Origin of the sequence: Bdellovibrio sp. SKB1291214 (genome assembly GCF_002209355.2) — a bacterium.
Classification (GTDB): Bacteria; Bdellovibrionota; Bdellovibrionia; order Bdellovibrionales; family Bdellovibrionaceae; genus Bdellovibrio.
The window spans coordinates 2,892,612-2,918,793 of the sequence record NZ_CP106855.1 but is presented as its reverse complement, the minus strand read 5'-3'; the positions used below and the strand labels follow the sequence as shown (position 1 = coordinate 2,918,793).

At 45.8% G+C, this 26,182-nt stretch carries 21 protein-coding genes and 1 riboswitch; of the genes, 5 read left to right on the top strand and 16 right to left on the bottom strand.

Annotation, left to right across the window (positions count from 1 at the left end; translation table 11 throughout):
- Window positions 1-5 precede the first annotated feature (5 nt).
- From dnaE to miaB, 10 genes are all read right to left on the bottom strand, one after another.
- Complete coding sequence (gene dnaE / locus B9G69_RS14455) at window positions 6-3,542, bottom strand: DNA polymerase III subunit alpha (protein ID WP_265437807.1); 3,537 nt, start codon at window positions 3,540-3,542, stop codon at window positions 6-8.
- 36 nt (window positions 3,543-3,578) lie between these two features.
- Entirely contained in the window at window positions 3,579-4,835 is a 1,257-nt protein-coding gene (locus B9G69_RS14450; protein WP_088614673.1) for an MFS transporter, read from the bottom strand.
- A gap of 63 nt (window positions 4,836-4,898) precedes the next feature.
- On the bottom strand, window positions 4,899-5,837 hold the full coding sequence (locus B9G69_RS14445) for a hypothetical protein (protein WP_088614674.1): 939 nt from the start codon (window positions 5,835-5,837) through the stop codon (window positions 4,899-4,901).
- A 104-nt stretch (window positions 5,838-5,941) separates the two neighbouring features.
- Window positions 5,942-7,465 (bottom strand): glutamine-hydrolyzing GMP synthase, encoded by a 1,524-nt coding sequence (gene guaA / locus B9G69_RS14440; RefSeq protein WP_088614675.1) that lies wholly within the window; start codon window positions 7,463-7,465, stop codon window positions 5,942-5,944.
- Between the two features lie 5 nt (window positions 7,466-7,470).
- Window positions 7,471-8,934 (bottom strand): IMP dehydrogenase, encoded by a 1,464-nt coding sequence (gene guaB, locus B9G69_RS14435; RefSeq protein WP_088614676.1) that lies wholly within the window; start codon window positions 8,932-8,934, stop codon window positions 7,471-7,473.
- Window positions 8,935-9,008: 74 nt separating this feature from the next.
- The gene (locus B9G69_RS14430; protein WP_088614677.1) at window positions 9,009-9,527 is read right to left on the bottom strand and encodes a gamma carbonic anhydrase family protein; all 519 of its coding nucleotides are present in this window, start codon (window positions 9,525-9,527) and stop codon (window positions 9,009-9,011) included.
- A 37-nt stretch (window positions 9,528-9,564) separates the two neighbouring features.
- Window positions 9,565-10,713: a formylglycine-generating enzyme family protein gene (locus B9G69_RS14425; RefSeq protein WP_217897671.1), complete on the bottom strand. Its 1,149-nt coding sequence runs from the start codon at window positions 10,711-10,713 to the stop codon at window positions 9,565-9,567.
- Window positions 10,714-10,789: 76 nt separating this feature from the next.
- A complete protein-coding gene (locus B9G69_RS14420) occupies window positions 10,790-13,000 on the bottom strand; it encodes a cation:proton antiporter (RefSeq protein WP_088614678.1) in 2,211 nt (736 codons plus the stop codon).
- Window positions 13,001-13,084: 84 nt separating this feature from the next.
- Window positions 13,085-13,639 carry a bifunctional nuclease family protein gene (locus tag B9G69_RS14415; protein ID WP_088614679.1) on the bottom strand — a complete coding sequence of 185 codons (555 nt, stop codon included), beginning with the start codon at window positions 13,637-13,639 and terminating at the stop codon, window positions 13,085-13,087.
- Window position 13,640: 1 nt separating this feature from the next.
- On the bottom strand, window positions 13,641-15,014 hold the full coding sequence (gene miaB, locus B9G69_RS14410) for a tRNA (N6-isopentenyl adenosine(37)-C2)-methylthiotransferase MiaB (protein ID WP_265438059.1): 1,374 nt from the start codon (window positions 15,012-15,014) through the stop codon (window positions 13,641-13,643).
- 82 nt (window positions 15,015-15,096) lie between these two features.
- Between miaB and B9G69_RS14405 the strand changes: the two genes are divergently transcribed.
- Window positions 15,097-15,675: a hypothetical protein gene (locus B9G69_RS14405; RefSeq protein ID WP_088614681.1), complete on the top strand. Its 579-nt coding sequence runs from the start codon at window positions 15,097-15,099 to the stop codon at window positions 15,673-15,675.
- 38 nt (window positions 15,676-15,713) lie between these two features.
- On the opposite strand, the gene B9G69_RS14400 is transcribed toward B9G69_RS14405, so the two are convergent.
- From B9G69_RS14400 to B9G69_RS14385, 4 genes are all read right to left on the bottom strand, one after another.
- Window positions 15,714-16,181 carry a hypothetical protein gene (locus B9G69_RS14400; RefSeq protein WP_088614682.1) on the bottom strand — a complete coding sequence of 156 codons (468 nt, stop codon included), beginning with the start codon at window positions 16,179-16,181 and terminating at the stop codon, window positions 15,714-15,716.
- 161 nt (window positions 16,182-16,342) lie between these two features.
- On the bottom strand, window positions 16,343-16,819 hold the full coding sequence (locus B9G69_RS14395) for a hypothetical protein (RefSeq protein WP_088614683.1): 477 nt from the start codon (window positions 16,817-16,819) through the stop codon (window positions 16,343-16,345).
- A riboswitch (purine riboswitch) is annotated at window positions 16,812-16,911 on the bottom strand. Its footprint overlaps the gene before it by 8 nt.
- 114 nt (window positions 16,912-17,025) lie before the next feature.
- Window positions 17,026-17,958 carry a hypothetical protein gene (locus B9G69_RS14390; protein WP_265437806.1) on the bottom strand — a complete coding sequence of 311 codons (933 nt, stop codon included), beginning with the start codon at window positions 17,956-17,958 and terminating at the stop codon, window positions 17,026-17,028.
- Between the two features lie 67 nt (window positions 17,959-18,025).
- The gene (locus B9G69_RS14385) at window positions 18,026-19,009 is read right to left on the bottom strand and encodes a DUF4097 family beta strand repeat-containing protein (protein ID WP_088614685.1); all 984 of its coding nucleotides are present in this window, start codon (window positions 19,007-19,009) and stop codon (window positions 18,026-18,028) included.
- Window positions 19,010-19,092: 83 nt separating this feature from the next.
- Here B9G69_RS14385 and B9G69_RS14380 point away from each other — a divergent pair, with 83 nt between their 5' ends.
- From B9G69_RS14380 to B9G69_RS14365, 4 genes are all read left to right on the top strand, one after another.
- A complete protein-coding gene (locus tag B9G69_RS14380; protein ID WP_088614686.1) occupies window positions 19,093-20,268 on the top strand; it encodes a thiolase family protein in 1,176 nt (391 codons plus the stop codon).
- Window positions 20,269-20,319: 51 nt separating this feature from the next.
- A complete protein-coding gene (locus B9G69_RS14375) occupies window positions 20,320-21,018 on the top strand; it encodes a CoA transferase subunit A (RefSeq protein ID WP_088614687.1) in 699 nt (232 codons plus the stop codon).
- Window positions 21,019-21,021: 3 nt separating this feature from the next.
- Window positions 21,022-21,678 (top strand): 3-oxoacid CoA-transferase subunit B, encoded by a 657-nt coding sequence (locus tag B9G69_RS14370; protein WP_088614688.1) that lies wholly within the window; start codon window positions 21,022-21,024, stop codon window positions 21,676-21,678.
- Between the two features lie 156 nt (window positions 21,679-21,834).
- On the top strand, window positions 21,835-22,845 hold the full coding sequence (locus B9G69_RS14365) for a Crp/Fnr family transcriptional regulator (protein ID WP_254916789.1): 1,011 nt from the start codon (window positions 21,835-21,837) through the stop codon (window positions 22,843-22,845).
- A gap of 134 nt (window positions 22,846-22,979) precedes the next feature.
- Here B9G69_RS14365 and pyk read toward each other — a convergent pair whose 3' ends face one another.
- Together pyk and B9G69_RS14355 are read right to left on the bottom strand one after the other, a co-directional pair.
- Window positions 22,980-24,467, bottom strand: a complete 1,488-nt coding sequence (pyk, locus tag B9G69_RS14360) for a pyruvate kinase (protein WP_088614689.1) — start codon at window positions 24,465-24,467, stop codon at window positions 22,980-22,982.
- A 5-nt stretch (window positions 24,468-24,472) separates the two neighbouring features.
- Window positions 24,473-26,146, bottom strand: a complete 1,674-nt coding sequence (locus tag B9G69_RS14355; protein ID WP_088614690.1) for a hypothetical protein — start codon at window positions 26,144-26,146, stop codon at window positions 24,473-24,475.
- Window positions 26,147-26,182 lie beyond the last annotated feature (36 nt).

Genomic DNA, 26,182 nt, shown 5'->3' with positions numbered 1-26,182 from the left:
TTTCCTTACCTCAATTCAATAAAATCCGTTCGTCCAAAAAGGGAATGCACCCCTTCAAAGAATTCGTTGCTCACGTTGACTCCGGATCCCTCGGCTACGTCCATTGTCACACGGCGACTGACGTCGGGTATATCAATTTCTAGACTGACTGCCGTTGGACCTGGATTCTCTTTCATCAAAGATTGTAAACGACCATAGTCTTCATGCGGGATGCGATCTAGCCTAAAGACCATACGCTTGGTTTTTTTAAGAATATCTTCAAGCGGAGAAACCGAATCGACCATAATTTTCGCGACTCCTTCTTCGACCTCAAGACCCCCACCGATCAACATCGGTCTTTCATCTTTAAGCATCTCACCATTCTTTGCAAACGCATCTGGGAAGATCACAAGTTCGACCGATCCGGTTAAATCTTCAAGCTTACCGAACGCCATTCGGGTCCCTTTTTTCGTGATCAACTCACGAAGCTCGGTAATAAGTCCCGCCACAATGACACGCTTTTTCGCAGCATCACGGTTTTTCCAGTCTTTTTTCGCTGCCTGCATTGCTTCCCATTCAGGAGAGCCCACCGCTGGCATCTGCGCTGGCAGATCGATGATTTTACAGTTGGTAAAGATCTCTGAAAGAGTATCAAATCCTTTCAAAGGATGATCACTCAAGTAAAACCCAATGACTTCTTTTTCATACGCCAAAGTCGCGGTACGACTCCATGGCTTTACATCATCAAGCTTCACCACTGTTTCAGTAGATGGACCTAAATCAAATAATGAAGATTGACCCAGCTCGCGATCTTTTTGCAGACCTTGAGCACGATCTAGGAATTTTTGATAACCTGCTATCAACTGCGCGCGATGCGCACCGAAACCATCAAAGGCGCCGGCTTTAATCAAGCACTCGATCACTTTTTTATTCACGCGACGAAGATCGATGGCATTAAAAAATTCATCCAAAGAGTTGAACTTTTTATCAGGCAAGCTTTCACGAGCCTCCACAATCGCTTCAACGGCATTTTGTCCCACGCCTTTAATACCACCCAGACCGAAGTAAACTTCATCACCGTGGGCGCCAAAGAAGTATTCAGAGAAATTCACATGGGGTGACTTAACTGTGATTCCGCGTTTTGCAGCATCCTTGGAGTACTTTACGATTTTTTCTGTATCAGACAACTCGGTAGACAGAAGTGCTGCAAAGAACTCCACTGGATAATGACATTTCAACCAAGCAGTCTGTAACGTAACCACAGAATAAGCAGCGGCATGGGATTTATTGAAACCGTAATCCGCAAACTTATACATCAAATCGAAAAGATCAGAAGAGCGTTCTTTATTATGGCCTCGTTCGATAGCACCTTTCATGAAACGTTCGCGGTGCTGATCCATTTCCTCTTTGATTTTTTTACCCATCGCACGACGAAGCATGTCGGCTTCACCCAGAGAGTAGCCGGCAATTCGCGAGGCGATACCCATAACTTGCTCTTGATAAACCATGATACCGTAGGTCTCTGCCAAAACCTCTTTGGTGTCTTCAAGCAAGTATTCAACGGGCGCTTTTCCGTGTTTACGATCTGTAAAATCTGGAATGTTCGCCATTGGACCTGGACGATACAACGACGTGATGGCGGTGATATCGGCAAATGATGAAGGACGGATTTTACGAGTGGCATCGGTGATGCCCTCACCCTCGAATTGGAACACCCCAGCAGTATCACCACGTGACATCATCTCGAAAGTGGCCGTGTCGGTCATCGGAATCATGCGCGAGGTGATCGTCTTGCCACGATTCTTTTTGATATGCTTTAAAGCCATGTTGATATGAGTCAGGGTTTTCAACCCCAAGAAGTCGAACTTGATCAAACCGATTTTCTCGGCGTGCTTCATGTCGTATTGGACGACCTGCTCGCCATCGGCGCCCTTATACAAAGGCGCATGCTTAACCAATTGACCATCACCAATGATAACGCCGGCGGCATGGATACCTGCGTTTCGAACCATACCTTCCACACGTTGGGCAAGGTCGATCAAAGTCGCAACCGTAGGATTCATCTCCATCATCTCAGTCAGACGAGGTTCCATCTCCAAAGATTCTTTAAGAGAAATACCTAATTTATCCGGAATCAATTTTGTTACTTGATCTACTTCCGCAAATAACATTCCCAACACACGGCCTACGTCTTTCAACGCCGCACGAGTTTGCAGTTTACCGTAGGTAATGATCTGAGAAACCGAAGCCTGTCCGTATTTCTGTGTCACATAACGAATCACTTCCTGACGGCGATCCTGACAGAAGTCGATATCGAAGTCGGGCATAGAGATACGTTCTGGATTCAAGAAACGCTCAAACAGAAGGAAATTTGGAAGTGGATCCAAATCCGTAATTTTTAAAACATAGGCGACCAAGGAACCGGCACCCGAACCACGGCCGGGACCGACAGGGATGTCGTTATCCTTCGCCCAACCAATGAAATCTTGGACGATCAAGAAGTAGCCATTGAATCCCATGCGATCAATGATACCCAGCTCATAATCCAAACGCGTGTAATATTCCGGCTTTTTCTCTTCAGGAACTGCCTCACCACGCTCTGCTGCTTCTTGAAAACGAAGAAGCAAACCTTCTTTGGAACGACGAGCGATGTCTTCTTTCAAAGTAACACCTTCGTCCGTCGGGAAAGTTGGAAGATGGTAAATCGGTTTACCAGCGTCGTCTTTTAGTTTGAATTTTACATCGCAACGGTCAGCGATTTGCAAAGTGTTGCTGATAGCTTCAGGAACGTCTGCGAACAGATCTATCATCTGCTCTGGTTTCTTAAAATAGAACTCATCCGTTCCTAAGCGGAAACGACTTTCATCACTCAAAGTTTTATTGGTGCCGATACAGATCAAAACTTCCTGAGCGATCTGATCATCTTGAGTCATGTAGTGAACATCATTGCTGGCAACCACAGGGACACCAGTGATTTTCGAAGCTTCTAGCAAGAATGGATTGATTTGATCCCACTCGGGTACGCCTGTGCGGCACATTTCCAAATAAAGGCGGTCATCGAAAATTTCTTTAAGTTGACGTATCTTTGCCAGCGCCGCATCGGCGCCCTCTTTCATGAAGGCTTCGGCAACCTCACCACGCAGGCCCCCCGTCAAACAGATCAAATCAGAGTTGTATTCTTTGATCACTTCATAGTCGATACGAGGCTTCCAATAGAAACCCTCTTGGTAACCAATGGTCGAAAGCTTACAAAGATTTTGATAGCCCTTTTGATTTTGCGCTAAGAAAACCAATCGGCGTGGACCTTGCGCCACTTGATCGCGATCCTGTTTTTTCTCCAGGCGTGAACCCGGAGCTAGATACGCATCCAATCCCAAAAGAGGTTTTACGCCATTGTCTTTACAAGCAAAGTAAAATTCAACGGCGCCGAACATGTTGCCATTGTCGGTCAGTGCAACCGCCGGCATATTCATCGCCGCCGCTTTTTTCGCGATAGCTTTAACTCGGCAGGCAGCCTCTAAAAGGGAGTATTCTGAGTGGACATGAAGATGAACAAAAGACATGCTAAATTCATATCTTAGCTATGTCGTTTATTCAAATTAGGAGCCTTGCGTTAACCCTTCGTCGGGGACCATTTTTTGATCATCTTTGCCAGGGCCAATATAGCGCCAGAATTGGGGTAGCATAAAGCCAGTTAAAACCACCATCACCGCGCAAATCAGACCTCCGCTCGTAATACTCACGGGAACTGAATACTTCGCAGCCACCCATCCCGCACGGGCATTTCCTAAGAGTGGACCTGACATGTATGAGATCATTTCAATTCCTGACAAGCGACCCCGCAATTCATTCGGCACTGTTTGATTCCAAATAATTCCACGGAAGAGCCCACTCATCATATCAGCAGCCCCCGCGAGTCCTAAAAACAAAACGGCCACCCAAAGATTTTGCGCAAATCCCACTCCGATAATGAAGACAGCCCACAACGTCGCTGCAATCACCACAGCACGTCCATGATGATGAACTTTTCCTGTCCAACCACTGAATAAAGTCATAAGCAAAGAGCCAATAGCCATCGCTGAAAATAATGCTCCCGCAGCCGTTGCGCCTCCCCAGTTTTCAGACATCGCTGGAAAAAGAGCGACAGGAAATGCAAAGACCATTGCCACAATATCGATCACATATGTGCCAACTAATTCTGGTTTTGAAAGAGCATATTTGAGGCCGGCTTTTGCATCTTCCAATGGAGAAACATCTCTTTTTTCGGGAGCTGGCATGCGACTCATCAAATACAAAGCAACAAAGGCTGCGGCAAAACTAGCCACATCGAAAAAGTAAGCACCTTTAACTCCAAACTTAGCAATTAAAAGCCCACCTAATGCCGGACCTACGATGGCACCCGCAGCCCACCGGAAACTGCCCAATGCACCGATGGCCGGATAGTCTTCAGGAGCCACAATTTTTTGGGTCATAGCTTCCATCGCAGGTCGGTGAAAACCAACCACCGATTGAAAGATCGCAACCAAAACAAAGATTAAAGGCACCGAGGGCTTTTCGCGACAAGCGTTCAGTGCCTGAGCAAGAATAATTAATGTCATGATAATTTCAGAAGTAAGAAGCAACTTACGACGATCCATGCGATCTGCATAAGTTCCTCCTAAAATTCCGAAAACAAGAACTGGAAGAAGCTGCACAAGGCCCAACATTCCCACCAACCAATTGTCCTTGGTAAGCTCATAGACTTCGTAGGGAATGGCAACATAAGTCACCATACTTCCTAAGAAGGAAATCATTTGTCCAAAGAATAACAGGCGGAAATCACGATACTTACGAAGAGGAGTCAGATTAATTAGCATGCGCTATCGTAATTCAAATTTGTTAACTCCGCAAGACTCGCGACTGTCAGGAAAGCGTATTGATTATAGGGCCTGTGCCCGAAGGGCAACCCCCGCAGGTACCGTTGCCTGCTCCACACTTAAGCGATCTTTGATCACGGGGATGATCACTGTCCGATCACCGCCGCCACCGTTTAAAACAATTTTAAGCTGCACACCTTGGACGGCTGCGGGATCAGTTCCCGCATCGATATTCCAAAGTGTGGCAACGTCATTATTAATTTCGATACTGTTGCTGCCAGGAACTGCTGGATTCTTTTCCATCGTCACACTCAAAATACTTGGCGCATAACCCTCAGCAACTTGCATATCGATTTGCAGCCGCTGATAGAATTGCCCGACGATCCCCATCTTCACCAAAGCTGTTTTGACCATACCAGAGGTGGGAGTGATAAAATCTGTATCGCGAGTGCTATCTCCACTGATGACACCGATATACCGTTGAGGCATTTGCGAGTTTGGAACATCCAGTACAAAGGGATGACGGACTACTGGATTTTCCGAAAAAGAATTAAATGACAATATCAAATAACCTGATTTCACGTCGTAAATGCGATAACCCGTCATCGCGCCACAACATTGCTCTACTCCGGTAGTAACAAGCAAGAATTCATGATCATAATTAATAGACGTTGCGGGTTCTTCTTTTTTCCAAAGCTCCGTTTGCAGATTAGGTCCCGTACGAGCTGAAAACTTCAAATTCCCAGTTAATCCATCCACATCCAAAGAATAAGCCCGTTTAAGACGACTATCGACCAAATACAAACTCTGTGTGCTATCAGGGTTATACCCGACCAGCATCTCATAATCTTGAATGCTTTTCTGAACTTTACGAACATTATTAAAATCTATGACGTAACCAAAACTTGAGGTCCCTGCTGTTTGAAAAAACGCATGTTGAGATGCGACAGCCACAGCCGCCACCGCCGTGATTACCAAAAACACCCACTTCAAGTGCTTCATCGGTCCCCCTATTCAGTTTTAGAACTTGTATGCCTATGGTTTATCACGAACAGCCGCAAGCACCCAGGTCCAACGTTAAAACACAAGGAGACTGATCTTTAATCCTACTCCCACTCAATTGTGCCAGGAGGCTTACTAGTAACGTCATAAACGACGCGATTCACACCTTTCACTTTATTGGTGATAAGGTTTGAGACTTCGCGAAGGAAGGCAAACTCGAATGGATACCAGTCCGCGGTCATGCCATCACTGGATGTCACTGCACGCAAAGCCAAGACGTGATCATACGTCCTAGAATCGCCTTGTACACCCACAGTTTTCACCGGGAGTAGTACACAGAAGGCCTGCCAAATCTTTTCATACAAGCCATGTTTACGAAGCTGAGAAATGTAAACATCATCAGCCTCTTTAAGAATGCGCAATTTCTCAGGTGTGATTTCACCCAAGACACGAATCGCCAAGCCTGGCCCTGGAAATGGATGTCTCCACAAAAGTTCTTTTGATAAACCTAATTGAGCACCCATGGCGCGGACTTCATCTTTAAAAAGCTCACGAACAGGCTCCAAAAGTTTCAAATTCATTTTTTCTGGCAAACCACCGACATTGTGGTGGGACTTAATGGTTACACTGCCACCGACCGATGAAACACTTTCTATGACATCAGGATACAAAGTTCCTTGTGCCAGCCACTTGATCGGAAGAGATTTATCATAGCTTTTATCAAAGACTTCGATAAACACACGGCCAATTGTTTTACGCTTGTCTTCAGGATCAGACTTGCCAACCAAAGCATCCATGAACTCTTTTGATGCATCTACACCACGAACATTCAAACCCAAGCCTTGGTAATTTTTTAAAACATCTTCGTATTCATTTTTACGAAGCAAACCATTATCAACGAAAACGCAATGAACGCGATCCGCACCCAAAGCTTTCGTTAATAAGGTCGCCACTACTGTGGAATCAACACCGCCGCTTAAGCCCACCAGGACGTGATCTTCAGGGGCTACTTTGTGGCGGATTTCTTCCATCAAATGATCTTTTATATGAGGAGCATCCCAATCAGCAGGAGCGTTGCACATTTCCGAAGTAAAATAGCGAAGCAGATCTAAACCATGTTCAGTGTGAGCCACCTCGGGATGAAATTGCACAGCCAACACGTTGGGCCCTCGCATCGCCGCGGGATGATCTCCATCAGACGTGGCGATCACTGTGAAATCTTTTGGCACGGCATCAACAACGTCACCGTGACTCATCCATACTTTTTGTTTTTGCGGAACACCCGTTAGGACGTCAGTCCATGTTACATAATTTAAACCATACTCACGGTGCTGAGCTTTAGAAACTCGGCCACCCAAGGAGTGAGTTAATAACTGCATTCCATAGCAAACGCAGAATAAAGGACTTATGTTACGAAGCTCTTGAATATTTCTTTGCGGGGACCCCGTTTCGTAAACTGAGTTCGGACCTCCACTTAAAATGATTCCATAAGGTTTCTTTTTAATGATTTCGTCAGTGGGATACAGATAGGAATGAATTTCTGAATAGTATCCCATTTCGCGCAGACGGCGCGCAATCAGCTGAGTGAATTGCGAACCGAAATCCAAGATAATAAATCCACGTAGCATAATGATTAACTTTCAATTCTATAGTTCGGAGCTTCTTTGGTGATGCTGACATCGTGTACGTGAGATTCACGCAGACCCGCCGCACTGATCTGGACGAATTTTGCTTTCGTCTGAAGCTCATCAATATTCGCCGCGCCTAAATAGCCCATACCCGATTTTAAACCACCCACCAATTGGTGAATGATACCGGAAGCAGGCCCTTTGTATGCAACCTTACCTTCGATTCCTTCTGGAACGAGCTTTTCGTTGTCATCAATATCCATCTGACCGTAGCGGTCCTTAGAACCCTTGGCCATCGCGCCAATTGAGCCCATGCCACGATAAACTTTATAACTACGACCTTGGAACAAAATAGTCTCCCCTGGAGACTCTTCAGCACCCGCTAACAAATTTCCAATCATCACACTATTAGCCCCAAGTGCTAGCGCTTTTGTGATGTCGCCTGAAAACTTAATACCGCCGTCAGCAATAATTGTTTTTCCCGATTTCTTAGCGACTTTTGCACACTCCATCACCGCAGAAATTTGCGGCATACCCACACCAGCCACCACGCGAGTTGTGCAAATACTGCCCGGGCCCACGCCTACTTTAACAACATCAGCCCCCGCCTCAATCAAAGCTTTCGTGCCATCCGCTGTCACGACGTTGCCGGCGATGACGATGACGTCTTTGAATTTTTTAGAGACATGCTTCACCATGTCCAGAACGTTTTTGGAATGACCGTGAGCCGTATCGACACACAATACGTCAACTCCAGCTGCCACTAAAGCTTCAGCACGTTCCGCAGAATCAGTGCCAACGCCAATCGCAGCCCCCGCGAACAACCGACCGTGATTGTCTTTGGTCGCCTGCGGATAGTTTTTTGCTTTTTCGATGTCTTTGATAGTGATCAGGCCTTTAAGTTTGCCTTTTGCATCCACCACCGGAAGTTTTTCGATGCGGTGTTTTTGCAAAATCTTTTTGGCTTCCTCAAGCGTCGTTCCCATTTTCGCTGTGACAAGACTTTCTTGAGTCATCAATTTACGGATGGGCTGATTGAAATTTTCTTCAAAACGCAAATCGCGGTTCGTCAAAATACCCACCAACACGCCATCCACCGTGATCGGAACACCACTGATAGAGTATTTTTCCATCAAGTCCAAGGCTTCTTGAACCATTTGATCTGGTCCCAAGGTGATTGGATCCATGATCATACCGCTTTCGTATTTTTTAACTTTTTCAACTTCAAGCGCTTGTTTTTCGATCGAAAAATTTTTGTGAATGATTCCCAGTCCACCAAACTGAGCCATCACACGGGCTGTGCGATTTTCAGTCACAGTATCCATCGCGGCCGAAATCACCGGCGTATTTAAAAATTTATCGCGGGCAAAGAAAGATCTCGGCACCACTTCGGTGGGAATGATTTCGGAAAATTGAGGAAGAAGTAAGATATCGTCGAAAGTCAGCGCAAAAGGGATTTCACGTTCCATAAAAAACTCCTGAAGATATTCTGTGTTGAATCAAGTCAGAGTTCAACTAGAAGACCTTCAGGATTTCGTCAGGACTAGACCTCTTCGTACCAGGTTTTATAGAGGAGATAATTGTCTGCGGATTTTTCTAGCAGAGCGACTTCTTCGTCTGTCAGAGTGCGTTTAACTTTCGCAGGACGCCCCATCACAAGGCTTCGCGGAGGAATTTCGGTGCCTTCTGTCAGCAAAGACCCCGCACCGATTAAGCAATGTTCGCCCACTTTTACGCCGTCCATCAAAATAGAACCCATGCCCACAAGCGTCGCACGCCCCACTTCGCAACCATGCAGCATCACCAAATGCCCGATCGTCACTCGATCATGCAAGGTTGTTCCGTATTTACCATATGTTCCATGCACAACGCTTCCATCCTGGACATTGACTTCTTTGCCAAGTTTGATGGGCATCACGTCACCACGAATCGTTACATTATACCAAATAGACGATCCTTCACCGACCTCGACGTCACCAATCAGGCGCGCATTATCAGCGATGAAAACTTTTTCTCCAACGACAGGAGTTTTACCACGGGCTTTGACGAAGGGGTTGCTCATAAAAAACCTCTGCTAAATCCTATCATACCGATTGGATTTATTGGGAAGTTTTTTGCGAGTGCTTGTAAGAAACGTTTGCTGGCTCTGATGTCACCAAACGGAAACCCACCTGCGGCGAACCACTCCAGATATCTCCACGACGACGAGCCGCTGGATCTAAATTGGAACAGTAGGAATCGGTACAAAGATACGACCCACCTTTTTGCACCCGTTTTTTACCAAGCTCTCCACCATCTTCTTCGGGGCCTCCCGGACCTTGCGGATTTACGACGACGGATTTATGGGAAATAGTTTGAAAGTAATCCGCCCGATACCAATCAGAAACCCACTGCCACACATTTCCGGTCATATCATAAAGTCCATATCCATTCGGAGGATAACTTCCGACAGGAGATAACCCCTTATAACCGTCCTCGGCAGAGTCAAAATAGGGAAAGTTTCCTTGCCAAGTGTTTGCCATGAATTTCCCCTGGGGTCTAAAATCTTTCCCCCAAGAGTATGGCATTCGATCCAAACCACCCCGAGCCGCATATTCCCACTCGGCCTCTGTGGGGAGTCGTTTTCCTCTCCACTCGGCATAAGCTTGAGCATCTGTGTAAGACACATGAATGACGGGCATCAACTCGCGTCCGCGCAAATCACTAGCGGGCCCTTCAGGATGCCGCCAGTTCGCACCCTGTTGCCAACGCCAGTACACAGAACCGGAAATTCCCAGATCTGTTCTTTCTATTCTTGGGCTAAAAATAATTGCTCCAGGTTCCAATAGCTCGGGAGGCAAATCAGGATAATCTTTGGGATCCAAGCGACGTTCTGCGACGGTCACATAACCCGTATCTTCTGTGAAATCCATAAAATCGCGATTCGTAACTAAGTACTGATCCATCCAGAATCCATCGACATGGACTTTGTGGGGAGGTTGCGCATCAATGACATTCAAATCCCCACTGCCCATCCAAAACTCACCACCAGGAATCCAAATCATACTCTGTCCAAAATTTGGATTGGAGGGCTTCATTGCCGCCTCAGATGCGTGCTCATAACTTATCTCTGCTCCTACGGCCGCCGGTTCAGAATTCACCGGGGGAAGACGCAAAGACGACGTCGATCCGCTAACAAATATGCCTACGATCAAGATCAAAGAAAAAACCGGAATGAAAAAGATTTTACGAGAAAACTTTGTAGTCATGACCGAAGCCTTTCATACAAAACTTTTGAAAAGATACTCTCTTAAGTTTCGCGCTGAAAGGTCATGCGGCCAAGATTTATTCCGACACAAACCAGACTAGATCACCGGCCTGCAAAACCGTACCAGCAGAGGGTCCTAGGATTCTTTCTTGACCCCTCTCGATACAAACGACCAGGATTTTTTCAGTTTGGCGTATGCCGCTATCGCGGATGGACTTTCCGATATAAATGCTGTCTTCATGAACAACGAAGGAACCCATGCGGTATTTCGGAGCTTCAACTTCGGCCCACTTGTGTTTATTGCTGAATTCTTCAACTTTTTGATTCAGTTCAGCCAATTCAGACTCGCTTCCGAAACATACGATTTTGTCGTAGGGCCACAGAACAAAATCTCCCGAGGGCGCAAAGAATCGGCGGCCCGCACGAACAACCGATGCGATCGTTACACCAAAATTCTCTTTAAAAGTAAGGTCCCGCAGACTGCGTCCTACCCAATTGGAATCTGAAGCCACCTCTAAGACACTGATGGATGCATCCCACGGCAAAGCCAGCTGAGTCAGTTCAACACGCTTCGCGACTTCTTCACGCTCTTTTTCTGTCAGGTTGGATAAGAACTCATCTTCGAAGAACTCATAGAATTTTTCGCCGTAGCGATATCCAAGTGCTGACATCACCAGCATCGCACCAACTAGGGCGCCCGATGCCACTCTTAAGGACACGAATTGAGCTACCATCACAGAGAGCAACAAGACCGCCACCAAGATTCGTGCAACAGTCACTCCTGCAAGCAGCCGGCGAAGGCGCGCGATGTTTTCAACGTCTTGAGAAGATTTTTTTGAAGGTCGGCCTCTAACCAGACCCCAATAGAACGGAACCGAAATAACGACACACAATACTAATGCCACCACATTCACACGAGAAAAATCAGGAAATGTGGCTTGCAAAAAAGGAAGCGCATATTTTTTAAATCCAAACGTCAACGCAACGATGATAACGGAATTTAAAATAATCTTCATCCCTAGCGCCTCAAGCAGCAAGGTTCCGACGCTGCGATTTCCTGTGCGCTGAAACTGCGCTTTGTAATTATCCATTGCATGCTTTAAACGCTCTGGCAAAAGCGCGTCCACGCGATCAGAACACCATCCGGATGATTTGATTAAATAGGGCGTGGTAAAAGTAGTGACCGCAGATACGGCGACCGCCAAAGGATATATAAAGTCACTGGTCACTTTTAAAGAAGCGCCTAACGACGCAATAATGAAAGAAAACTCTCCGATTTGCGCTAAACTCATCCCCGACTGCATCGCCGTTTTGCGACTTTGCCCCGAGAACAGAGCCCCCAAGTATGTGCTTAAGAACTTACCAAAGATCGTGACCAGAGTCAGAAGCAGAATCAACCAAGGTTTATCCATGATCACCTGTGGATCAATCATCGTACCCACTGACACAAAGAAAACCGCCGCGAACAGGTTCTTAACAGGATTGATCAGCTTTTCGATATGATGACCTTCGGGAGTTTCTGCTAGCAATGATCCCATGACGAAGGCGCCCAGCGCTGGCGAAAAACCAGCTACAGAAGAAATCGCAACCATCAAAAGGCACAAAGCGATGGATACAATCAAAGTTGTTTCTTCTTCTAAAAGCGAACGAATTTTCCTTAAGAACACTGGCAGCAGGAAAATACCCACTACAAACCACAATAAGATAAAGAACACCATGCGTAAACTGACGGTCATCAGCGAGGCGATATTCAAACCCTCGCTGCCGGCCAAGGATGGCAACAAGACCAGCAACAAAACAGCGACGATGTCCTCAACAATCAGAATACCAAAGACCAACTCAACGAAGCGTTGGCCCTTCATGTTTAACTCTTGAAAGGCGCGAACGATAATGGTTGTGGAGGAAATCGAAAGCACTCCGCCCATGAATAAACTGTCGACAGAATTCCAACCAATCAAACGACCGACCAGATAGCCTAAACCCACCATGAAAACCACTTCAAAAACTGCAGTGAATCCAGCAGATCCGCCCACCTTCACCAATTTTTTGAAACTAAATTCTAAGCCCAGTCCAAACAATAGAAAAATCACGCCGATTTCGGCCCAGGTGCTGACGTTGGCTTTGTCTTGAATCGTGGGTAACCAGGGAAAATGCTGACTGACTAAAAAGCCCGCGACTAAATAACCTAGCACCAAGGGCTGACGAAGTTTTTTGAACAGCAGGGTCACCAAGGCGCCCACTACCAGAATTATCCCAAGATCGTAAATTAATGGTGGTAGATGAATCATGGCTCCATTGTTTCAACAACAGAGCCCTAACACAATTTGCAGTACAGCAATTTATCAGATGTTAACTTATGAAAAGTGCAAATTTCAGTTTAAATATCTAGGCTTATCGCCAGACATGTTTTGGAGTACGTGGGAATTGCTCTCGACAGAGGCGTTCATAACCTTCGAACGGCCAATATAATTCTTGGTCGCATAAATGGGAGTGCCCAAATGCAAACACAAAGACATCGCTTCATCGGCGCGCACTTTGATCGAGTTCGTTTTTGGATGACCTGACAAATAAAGACGAACGTACTGACTAGCACCCTTGATTTCGACAAACACCGCTTGGCGAATCTCGATGTCCAATGACTGCATCAAAAGTTCGGTGAACTTATGCGGAGTTGATTCCGCAATGCTTTTATTGGATTGAGATAACGCCACACCCGCTTCAATCGCAGAAACAGCCACTGGCAAAGTGAAGTGATGGGATTCATCTTTCAACAACAAAAAAGGACGAGCCACATCACCCGTCACGGAAAGCCCATACGGAAATAATCTCACCAAGTCCTCTTGATGAAATGTTTCTTCGTCTTGAGACTCTTCTGCAAAGATGATCTGCGCTTTCAGATTTTGTAAATCTAAAATGTCTTCTTTCATACTACTGAACCAATTCTCCGTGGAATGTCGCCGGGAATGCGCGAGTGATACGAACATCAACCGTCTTCCCGATCAAATCTGGCGAGCCCTTTAAGTGAACAAGCTTATTGCCAGTACTACGACCATGAACTTTACCTTCTTCACGGTCCGTATTTTCTACCAAAACTTTCAAAACTTGGCCTTCGTAACGTTTTACCAATTCGAAGGACATTTTGTCGTGCATATCAAACAAGCGATTCAAACGCTCTGTTTTGATTTCTTCAGCGATCTGATCTTCAAATTTTGCCGCTTTCGTAAATGGGCGCGGCGAGTATTTGAACGCAAAGATCGTTTCAAATCCACCTTGCTGAACCATATCCATAGTGTCTTGGAAATCTTCCTCAGTTTCACCAGGGAAACCCACGATGATATCTGTCGAGAACACAACATTTGGAATAGATTTACGAAGCATCGCGATTTTTTCCAAATACTCTTCACGAGTATAAATGCGGTTCATACGCGCTAATACACGCGTGCTGCCGCTTTGGAAAGGCAAGTGGATGTATTCCATGATTTTGTCTTGGTGTTTCGCCATCGTATCAGCAAGCTTTTGATTAAAGTCTTTAGGATGGGACGTCGTGAAACGAATTCTTTCAACATCCGTTTCTGTGGCAACCTTTGCCATCAAATCTGCAAAATCAACATCGTTGTCAGAGTAAGAATTTACGTTTTGACCTAGCAACGTAACTTCTTTCATTCCGCGTTTTACCAAGTGGCGAATATCCGTCAGAATGTGTTGCAATGGACGAGATTTTTCACGACCACGAGTGTAAGGAACCACACAGAATGTGCAGAAATTATCGCAACCCTTTGTGATGTTAACAAACGTCGCCACACCCGGGTTACGAACCATGGTTTCGATGTGATAAGGCGCGCGATGCTGAAATTTTGCATTGATGCGTTTTTCACGATCCATGAAGCTATCCGCCACCAAGTACGGAAGGCTGTCGATCTGATCCGTACCGAACACGAAATCGATCATCGGCTGATTTTTGATAAGATTTTCTTTTTCCTGCTGACCTACACAGCCACCCACACCGATACGAAGCTCTGGATTTTTCTCTTTCATTTTTCTGAAAGTACCCACTTCGGAATAAACCTTGTGAACCGGCTTTTCGCGAACACTGCAAGAATTAATGATGATGAGAGATGCTTCCTCGGGAGTTTGCACCGGCACGAAGTTTTGCATCTCTAGCAAAGAGTGCATGCGCTCTGTATCGTTGACGTTCATCTGGCAACCGTAAGTGGAAATGTACACGCCACGGCCCTGACCGACATCTTGATTCATATTCTGAATTTGATTGGTGATTTCAGGATTTTGGCTCAATTCATCCACAGTTCTTACCTCTTGTGTCATCAAAGAAAGTGAGTTATAGAGGTTCACTTTAGAAATGTCAAAGTTCGAGGAGCCCTTCTCTATGAATCCAAGACTGAAAAGTTCCAAAAAATGGACGAATTTTCCCAAAGAGTACTCAGATCAAATTCAGACGGTGTTCAACGAGAATTTCGCTCAATACCTAGATAATGCTGAACTGATTATCGAAGGTCGTATCTATACCGAAGAAATTGTGCTGCGCGTTGGATACTGTGAAGAAGGCCGTTTGGCCCATGCCAACTTCGAAGTTTCCATGAACTATTCTCAACAACAACAAGACGCCATCAAACGCATTCATAACTGCGTGGATGCAGCGGCTGCCATGATGATGGAATACTTTGAAAACGATGGTGAAGTTGATTTCCCTTACGTCTGGAAAGAAGTCCCATTTCAAGGCAAGAAACTCTTCCTTCAATTTACGACAGAGAATACGAATTTAGAGGCCGAAGCCAACAAACTTTTGGGCGTTGACGATGAAACTATGATTTTCGAAGAAGATGAATCAGAGGATGCTTTATCTCATGCGGAACAAAGCGAAGAGTTAAGCCCTCCCCGCGACGACGAGGATTATCAAGATCCAGAAGATGATAACGAAGAAGACAAAAAGAAAAAGCTCCACTAGGGAGCTTTTTTCTTATCCAGATTCTGCACTTTAAAAAACTAATTCGCCGTTTCGTCTTTATCAGCCACTGAACACCAAAGTTCAGCCCACGCAAGGTCGCCCTTATACTTCTTCTTCATACGGACGCGTGCTTCATCTGACAAACGAACAAACAAATTCAAAGGCTCGGTCAGAACGGTGTTTTTCACTTTCGCCAAAATTACTTTCGACTTGGCATCTAAGACATCCACCGTCACGAAATCACGGCCATCCTGATCTGTGAGCGAACTCACCTGAACCTTAACGAAGCCATCCCCAGATGATGCTGGCTTCCCGATCTCAGTTTTGATGTCGAGCTTCGCCGTATCCAAATCCTCATAGACGCCAGGAACTTCGCTCCCTGCCTTGTTTTCAGCGTTATAAACGACACCACAAGAAAGTATCTTGGGCGCCCGAGTCCCTTTGGGGCTGCCGGCCCAAGCCGTTGTTGCAGTCACCGCTGCGATCAATATTACGAGAATTTTCATAGGAAACTCCACCAATCAAAAGATGAAGATTTCTATCATAAAACTGCTGGAATTTGGGTGTTCGCCATGGAGGCTTGGCAAATATTCAGGCTTGTAAACGAAAAAGGCCCACCCCAATGAAGGAAGTGAGCCGCCCCCTCTGAGAGAGAATGTCAAATCGATTATAGAGCGTTTGCGCGCGCTAGGATCTCAGGAACTTGATCCAAGTTGTTTTTCGCTTGCATGATGATACGAACAGCTTCTTTTTGCAAAAGCTTGCCTTCAGCCATCTTTTCACAAAGAACTTGTTCCAATTTATCCGTGATTTCGTACACAGATTTGTGTTGTGGCCATAAGTTGTTCGTATTGTTAGATCCACCCATGCAAAGTGGAATGTAATGGTCAATTTTGAAATCTTGGCGATCCATTTGGCGAGTGCGGAAGCCCAACTGGTCATAGGCAGCAAAGCGGCCTCTTTTAACGTCGGAATCAACGTCACGCTCGCAGTAGTTAATACCTTCTGGGTAACGGTGTTCCGTCGGACGAGAGCACAATGAACCCGGAGTCAGATTATGATCTGGCCCAATCGGGAATTGATCTTGTGCGTGTGAAGTAGCGGATGCAACTAGGATCGCGAAAAGAACGAATAAGTTCTTCATTTAATCTCCAAATAGTCTGCCATTAAAATGGTGGCAGGTAGAAACGTCGGACCGTATTTCCAACATATATTTAGGTAACTTGCGGCTACTGGTACCAATTTGGGTTCTATATGGCAATGAAATATGTACTACAAAATTTCATGACGCAAACGCAAAAAAGCCCCACTCGCGAGAGTGAGGCTTCAATTTTCCAGCCTTTGCTAGTGCTAGTACTCGTCGTCGTCTGACGCACTTCCGCCAGAATCGCCCATTCCACGAACTTCTTCGATAAAGGCGTTTGTATCCTCTTCAAATTCGTTTTCTGCTGCTGATTCGTCGATCTCAAGCTCTTGGATAGCTGCCAAGAAGTCTTTCTCTGTACGCAAATCGCGACGGATCATCTCAAGGAACTTATCAGGGTAACGTGACGTTAATTCCTCGACGTAACGCTCAAGTTTACCATCCGTAAGGATCTTCTTACGAACTTGGATCTTCTTCCAGAACAACAGGTAGTGGTAACGGCAGTAAACATCGACAATCGCAACCTGATCGCAATCGCGAGCGCGGCAGTAACGACGGCCTTCAGCATCCGTCAAAACGATTTCTTCGTCTGACTTATCTTTCTCTTCAGGAGCCCACTCTTCAACAACGTCGATTTCCTCGTCCGCCTCTTCAACGGCCTTCAGTTCCTCTTCGTACTCCCCGATCTCATCGCCCATCATTTCATCGTCATCGGCGATAAAATCATCATCCATTTCAGAGTCGTCTTTTTCTTTACCTTTGCCTTTAGCGCCTTTTTTGGCTGCTTTCGCATCCTTCTTAGACGCAGAGGCCTTTTCCGGTGCAGGCGTTGCTGCAGCTGGAGCGGCTTTCTTTTCGACTTTCTCTTTTTTTGCAACTTCGGCTTTAGTCTCTTTGACTTCCTTCGCTGCTTTCGCAGGAACTTTCGCCTTAGACTCTACCTTGGCTTCGACCTTTTTCTTAACTTCAGGTTTTTTCGGAGCTGCCTTTGCAGGAGCTTTCGCTTCAACCTTCTTTTTAACGACAGTCTTCGGAGCTGGTTTTTTAGGTGCAGGTTTTGACGCAGCTTTTACTGGGGCTTTTTTAGCCGGTTTTGCTGGTGCTTTCGCTGCGGGCTTCTTTTTAACGATTTTTGCCATATTTTTACCTAGTTGCGATGATAAATGTACCTTCAAATACCTGAGCCATAGAGCCTTGAGTGTCAACTCATTTCACTAGAATTGTCGCCTCTTGGCTGCGCACAGAAATGCTGCCTCTTTGTGTCGAGCCACGCAATCTGCCACGAACACTTTTCTCAGAGCTCAATTTGTTCACTTTCAACTCATTAGGGACGAAGATCTCACCATCCACCGTGTACAGATTGACGCTAGCTCCCGAAGCAGCTGGCGGAGTGATATTGATGCGACCGGCTTTAGCTTTCACATCGACTTCGGAGTCCATCGCCATTGTGATGCTAACTGTTCCATCTTGATTTTGCCCCTCAAGACGTCCTTGGAAACCTTGCAGATTCAAACTGCCTTTGCCATTTTCAAATTGAATTGTACCTGAACCTTGATTCACTTTTCCTGTCGCTTGTTGCGTCGAAAGAGACAAAAAGCCGCGAACCTTTTCGATATTTAACTGTCCCGAAAACAGGGAGGCGTCGATATCACCTTGGACATTCGTCAACTTCATCGCTCCGGAATAGCCGTCTGCGTTTACGCGACCCACGTGGTCGGTCACGCTGATCTCACCTTTTTGCACGTAAAGCTGCAAAGAACCTGTTCCGTTGTTTACCACGGCACGACCTGAAGTCATACTCACTTTCAGATCTTTGCTCCATTTCTGAGCGATAACGCTGCCACCTTTCAGTTGGATTTCAACCGGAATTGCAACCCCAGAAATTTCGATTTTTTTCAGCTGAGAATTCGCTTTCGGCAAGGCATTCATCCAGGTTTTCTTACTGCCGAATTCAACCATATTCACTTCGATGGTATTATCTTTTTTTGTAACCACATAAGAACCTTCGTACCCTGACTCGTCGACGCCAGAGATCTTCGCAGAAGTTGCGCCCGGCACCGCATTAAGCTGCACTTGCGCTTCAAAACCTTTGAGAACCAAGCGAGTCCCTTCTTGCACAGGTGCCTCAATTGTGGCTGCAAAAAGAGGCTGAACAAAAAGACTTATCAAGATGACCGTGATCGCTGACATGCGTTGTCTCCAAATTCTGAAATATTGACTCAGACTCTATTTAAGATAATTTTTTTTAGATTTTCAACATGAAGAGGTGAATTATGGAAAATGTAGTGATTGTCAGCAGCGTCAGAACTCCTGTCGCATCCTTTCAAGGTGGTTTCGGTGCAGTACCTGCTCCCAAACTAGGCGCAGCTGCGATTAAAGAAGCTCTAACTCGTGCGAATGTTTCTCCGAATGAAATCGATGAAGTCATTATGGGTGAAGTATTAACTGCCGGTGTGGGCCAAGCTCCTGCTCGCCAAGCAGCTCTTTATGCTGGACTTAGTAACAACACTCCTTGCATGACGATCAATAAAGTCTGTGGATCTGGTTTGAAAGCAGTTATGCTTGCCGCAGATAACATCCAATTGGGTCATACAAAAATTGCAGTGGCAGGTGGTCAAGAGAACATGACACTGGCGCCGCATTTGCTTGAAAATTCTCGCACAGGCTACCGCATGGGTGCGACGCAAATGACAGACTCCATGATCAAAGATGGTCTATGGGATCCGTACAATAACTTCCACATGGGAAGTGCAGCAGAAATCTGCGTGAAAGAGCACAACTTCACTCGTGAGCAACAAGATGCTTTCGCTGTGGACTCCTACAAAAAAGCACAAAAAGCTTGGACTGATGGCGTCTTCAAAAACGAAATCGTTCCGGTAACTGTTGCGGGTCGTAAAGGTGACGTAGTTATCGATAAAGACGAAGAACCCTTCAACACAAACTTCGATAAAATCCCTGGATTGAAACCTGCTTTTGATAAAGCGGGAACAATCACGGCAGCGAATGCTTCAAAAATCAATGACGGTGGCGCGGCTCACGTTTTGATGTCTGAATCTGAAGCTAAAAAACGCAACATCAAACCACTTGCAAAAATCGTGGCACATGGCACGTTCGCACATGAGCCAAAGTACTTCACGACGGCTCCTGTGGGCGCTATCAAAAAAGCGTTGGCTAAAGCCAACTTGAAAGTGGGCGATATCGATCTTTGGGAAATCAACGAAGCGTTCGCAGTTGTTACTCAAGTGGCAATGAAAGAATTGGAAATCCCTGCTGAAAAAGTAAACGTGCACGGTGGTGCGGTTGCTATCGGTCACCCAATCGGTGCTTCTGGCGCCCGTATTTTGACGACTTTGGTTCACGCTCTTCACACTCACAACAAACGCTATGGTCTTGCGACTTTGTGTATTGGTGGCGGTGAAGCTGTCGCACTTATTATCGAAAAAGCGTAGTGCCTCAAAGGCTGCCCTCACCGGGTGGCCTTTTTCATTTGGAGAAACATCATGAGCAAAAAAGTTTATAAAGATGCCATGTCGGCCCTTGAAGGCATTAAAGACGGAATGACTTTGGTCGTCGGCGGCTTTGGCCTCTGCGGTATTCCTGAAAATTCCATCGCAGCTCTTGTCGAGCGCGGAGTTAAAAACCTGACTTGCGTTTCCAACAATGCTGGAGTGGACGATTTTGGTTTGGGTCTGCTTTTGCAAAAACGTCAGATCAAAAAAATGATTTCATCCTACGTGGGTGAAAACGCTTTGTTTGAAAAACAATACATGAGCGGCGAGCTTGAACTGGAATTCTGCCCCCAAGGGACATTGGCAGAACGCATTCGTGCGGGTGGCGCTGGTATCGCTGGTTTCTATACTCCGACAGGAGTTGGAACATTGATCGCTGAAGGAAAAGAAATCAAAAACTTCGATGGGCGCGACTATGTTCTTGAGCGTGGTATCGTAGGTGATTTTGCGCTGGTAAAAGCTTGGAAAGGCGACAAATTCGGAAACTTGGTTTTCCGTAAAACAGCACGCAACTTCAATCCCATGGCGGCAACTGCTGGTAAAATCACAGTGGCTGAAGTGGAAGAGTTAGTCGAAGTCGGCGAATTGGATCCAGATCAAGTTCACACTCCAGGTGTCTTCGTTCAAAGAATTTTCAAAGGAACGAATTACCAAAAACGTATCGAACAGCGCACAGTGAGCAAGGGGTAATTCATGCCTTTATCTAGAGAACAAATCGCACAAAGAATTTCCCAAGAAGTCGAAGATGGTTTTTGCGTGAACCTGGGTATTGGCATTCCAACTTTGGTTGCGAACTACATTCCTAAGGGCATGTCCGTTATGTTACAGAGCGAAAACGGTCTTTTGGGTATGGGAGCTTTCCCCACCGAAGACAAAGTGGATGCCGACCTAGTAAATGCTGGTAAGCAAACTGTCACCGCGGTTCCGGGTGCTAGCTTTTTCTCGAGTGCGGACAGCTTTGCCATGATCCGTGGCGGCCACGTGGACTTGACAGTCCTTGGTGCCATGGAAGTCGACGAGCAAGGCTCCATTGCAAACTGGATGGTGCCTGGCAAAATGGTTAAAGGCATGGGCGGCGCAATGGATCTTGTTGCTGGTGCTCGCAATGTGATCGTAGCCATGCAACACACGGACAAAGAAGGAAACTCGAAACTACGCACAAAATGCACTCTGCCTCTAACTGGCATCAAGTGTATCAAGAAAATCGTCAGCGATTTCGGCGTGATCGAAGTAACTGATAAAGGTTTCGTTTTAAAAGAGTACGCTCCAGATTTGACTCCCGAAAAAGTTCTGGCAGCAACAGAGGGCAAAATGACAATTGCCCCCGACTGCAAAGCCATGACTTTCTAGGTACGCCCTTTTCTAGGTACGTCCTTACCTGAAAAGGTAGTTACTTACCTGTTATCATTCACCAAAAAGCCCGGCACTCCGCTGGGCTTCCCTCTGCTTACGTCTAGCTTGCTCATTTCCTTAATTTGATACTGCTCGGATTTTTCGAGATACTAAATGCAACATTCTCTCGGGAAGGATCTGCACGTGGCTGAGGCGAAAAAACTAGCGAAAGATACTTATTTGTTCCGCGAAGGCGACGCCGCTGACGCCATGTACATTCTTAAAACGGGACTGCTGGCTGTCACAAAAACCAAAGGTCAATCCGAAGTCATGCTGGCCGAGATCAATCCCGGCTCCATGGTTGGAGAAATGGGTTTGTTCGATAACAAGCCCCGCAGTGCAAACGTCAAAGCGATCAAAGAAACAGAAGTGATCGCCCTCCCCTATGATTCTTTGAATAAACAGTTGGATCAGTTGCCGGTATGGGTTCGAGCTATTTTAAAAAATCTGAACGAAACCATTCGCGAATCAAATAAAAAAATCAAACAACTCGAAACAGCCAATGCTGACGAAGAACGTTTCCCACCTCACGTTATTAATAAACTGATGTCGATTTTTAACTTCGTGTGTTTGAAATACGGAAAGCCTGAAGCCACAGGTGTTAGTATTTCTTCAGGACTTCTTCGTAACTATACGATTCAGATTTTCCAAGAAGCGACCAACAAAATGCAAGCTATCACAACGGCGCTGGCAGAGCTTGGCTATGTCACCATCGAGGACCGTGGTGACGGTTTTCAAAAAATCACGAACTTAAAACCCGCCGAGCTTTTTGCGTTTGTTGATTGGTACAATGACTGGTTATTCAGACAAGAAAAAGATCGTAAAGAGCCGCTCACAGAAAAAGAATGCACCGTTTTAGGAGCCTTGATCCTGTTTGCAAAAAAAGTAGAAACAGATAAAAAAGGTTTCAATAAAGTGGATCTAGGAAACCTTCAAAACGAGTCTGTGAAAGAAGTCGGCACTTTGATTAAACCAGAAGACGTCAACACATTGATCGATAAAAAATATCTGGGCGACAAAGTCATGGATGGCCCCACAGTGTTTGCAATGGTCGAAATTCCCGTCGTAGAACCCCTCGCTGCAAATTGGTCTATGGTAAACAACCTAAAACGCAAACTCCGCTAAATGGTCGCGCCAGAGGTAAAGACAGACTTTGTCCATAACCTTACACAAAAAAAGACAGGCTGATGAAGCCTGTCTTTTTTTTTTAATTATCCAACTTATCGGGAGAAGGTGCGCGACTTTTTACGTTTCCGCTATTAATCGATTAAAGGATCGTTTTGACAGCGAAGTGGCAACTCTGCATCAGGTAGCTTCGTCAAGCTCTCAGCGCCCACTGTGTGAACGTATAGAGAGTTTGTTTTAACACCACTTGAAATAGGCTGACCCAAAGTAACAATAACTTTATCACCCGTTTTAGACAAACCATGCGTCACGAGCAAACGATCCACTTCAGACAAGATGTCTTCCATGTTTTTGTAAGGTTTGATTGCATGTGTTTGGATACCCCAGCTCAATTCTTGAGAATTCAACACCTCATGGTGCTGAGTTACAGAAATGATGCGAGCCTTTGGACGGAATGAAGAAATAATGCTGGCTGTTTTACCGGTGCTAGTTAAGCAGATAATCGCCGTCGCATTTAGTTTCAACGCACTCAACGAAGCACTAGCTGCGATTGCCGCCGGCGTGCTTAGGAATTCGCTATCCAAAGAAATTTTGTAGTATTCCTCTTCGTTACGCTCAACTTCCAATATGATCTCATGCATAGTGCGAATCGCTTTAAACGGATTCTTGCCGCTTGCAGACTCTGCAGAAAGCATCAAGGCATCAGAACCATCCAAAACCGCATTGGCAACGTCAGTGATCTCTGCGCGCGTTGGACGAGGATTTTCAATCATACTCTCAAGCATTTGAGTAGCCGTGATAACCGGACGACCCAACTGGTTACAAACATTGATGATGCGCTTTTGGAAACCAGGCAGACGACTTTGACCGACTTCAACTGCCAAGTCACCGCGCGCAACCATGACAGCGTCAGACAATCGGCAAATCTCTTCCAAGTTTTCAATGGCTTCAATCATTTCGATCTTAGCAACAATTTTAGCTTGCGAACCGCGAGCTTCGATAATTTCACGAAGCTTACGAATATCACGAGCGTGGCGCACGAAACTCAAAGCGATATAATCAACTTTGTTCGCGATACCAAATTCAAGATCTTCCAAGTCTTTAGGAGTCATCGGATCAACCGGCAAATTCACGCCTGGCAAATTCATGCCTTTGCGATCCTTCAAAATACCACCGTCGATAACAACAACATCAACCTCTTCACCACGCACTTGCAAAACTTCAACTTGCATCAAGCCGTCATCCAAAAGGATGCGCGTGCCGGGAGTACAAGCTAGCGGAAGTTCTTTAAAGTCTGATGGAATCAAGCCTGGTCGACCCAAAATAGGTTCTGTTGTGAATGTAAACTTGTCGCCGGGCTTGATCTCAAGCTTACCGCCCTCAAGTTTACCCACACGCACTTTAGGTCCTTGAAGATCTTGAAGGATCGTCACGGGAGCCTTAAGGTCTTTAGACAGCTTGCGAAGGGAGTGGATCACTTTAAGGTGATCTTCATGGGTTCCGTGGGAAAAGTTAAGGCGAGCCACGTTCATGCCCGCCTTAATTGCTTTTTCTAGATTTTTTTCATCACGAGTTGAAGGACCAATAGTCGCTACAATCTTTGCTCGTCGGTCTGCTAACATTGAATCTATGCCTTCCTAGAGTACGAACTCATCTTTACCGACAAGTTTTGCATATCCTCCTGGTGGCGTCTATTCATTCTATCAAGTTGATCGTTGTGCGACTCAGTGAGTTGCGCAAGCTTCGCTTCATACTGCATCGCCGACGATTCTTTCTCCGTCTTTGAGTTCTTAGTCTGCTCTGCTAAACGTTGGTTGTAGGTTTTTTCCAAACGTTTAATTTCGCGCTCCTGATTGTCTTTTAACTGAGACAATTTGTCCTCGTAAGACTTCACAGTTTGCTCAAGTTTAGCGTTGAAGCTCTGCTCCATGCCACGGAAACGCTCAGTCATTGCCTTATTGTTGGCAACTTGATCGTCCGCATAGCGCTGGCGCTGACCGTCGATACGCTGAGCATAGTTGTCTTCCATTTTCTCAAGAGACTCGCCATAGTATTGCCCCAGGCGTTGTGCATTTTTATTCGACAAATCCGTCAGCTTCTTCACACGAGTTTCCGCGGAAGAGTTTACTTGGATCATTTGATCCGCATGCTGCTGCTTCATCATTTCACGATCAATGGAATTACGCGCATTGCTAACACTGGATTGCGATTGGTATTCGCGATCTACGTTACGCAAGAGCTGGCGATTCTTATCATTCATTTTGTCAATACGCTCGTCCGTCAAAGCGCGCATTTGATCGACAGCATCTTCACGGCGCTGCTCAACCAAATCCAACTGCTTTTCATAGGCCTGAGTTAGATTCTTTCTCTCAATACCACGCAGCTTTTCATTCTTAGCCATTTCATTGTTCAGCTTCGAGTTAAGGCGCTGGATTTGTGAATCACGAGACCGCACTTGTGTCGCCTGACGTTCATTGACTGTGTCTCTAAAATCTTCATTTTGACTATCAAGCGTATTCATTTTGCGTTCCAAAGTAGTTTGATACTTATCACGCACGCGTCCCAACTCAGAATTCATAATCTCTTGCTTAGATTTTATGGCATCCGAATACGCCTCTTTATCGTTAGTGACGATATCGACGATCTTTTGTTGGTAATTTTCTTTATCTTCAGTACGACGTCTTTCACTTTCTTTCAGCTGACCTTGATATGACTTACGCACGTCATTCATTGCGCGGTCTTTAGCTGCCATCTCTTGTTGATGAGACGTCGCGATAGTATCTTTTTCTTTTTCGTGGGAGTTTCTCATGCGACGAGCATTATTGGCAACGTCGGCACGGGCGCGCTCACGATTTTCATTCGTCATGCGCTCTAATTGACCGTCGCGATTTTGAATTTCGCTAGTTAACTGCCCTTTTAGATTTTCTTTTTGTGACTCATTGACTTGCTTTTGCTTATCAATTTGCCCCTGATAGGACTGGCGAAGCAAATCGCGTTCACTTGCAGCTTCTTCCGTCTTGTTACGCAGAGATTCGCGATACGCATTACGAACCTCATCAATCTTACGATTGTTATCCATGTCCTTTTCAGTCATCGCTTCACGATTGCGATCCTTCAAGGTGCTGATTTTGGTTTCGTAGTTCTCAGTGATATTTTTAACTTCGTCATGATAACGCTGCTCAAGGCGTTTGATTTCCGCATTGCGACGCTTAGCATTTTCGCTTTCGCGATTCTCATACTCTTCACGAGTTTGTCTGATCTGTTCGTCCTGGCGCGCGCGGTCTGATGAAATAGAAGACATCCTTATCCTCCCAGCCTGCAGGATAACATGCGTGGG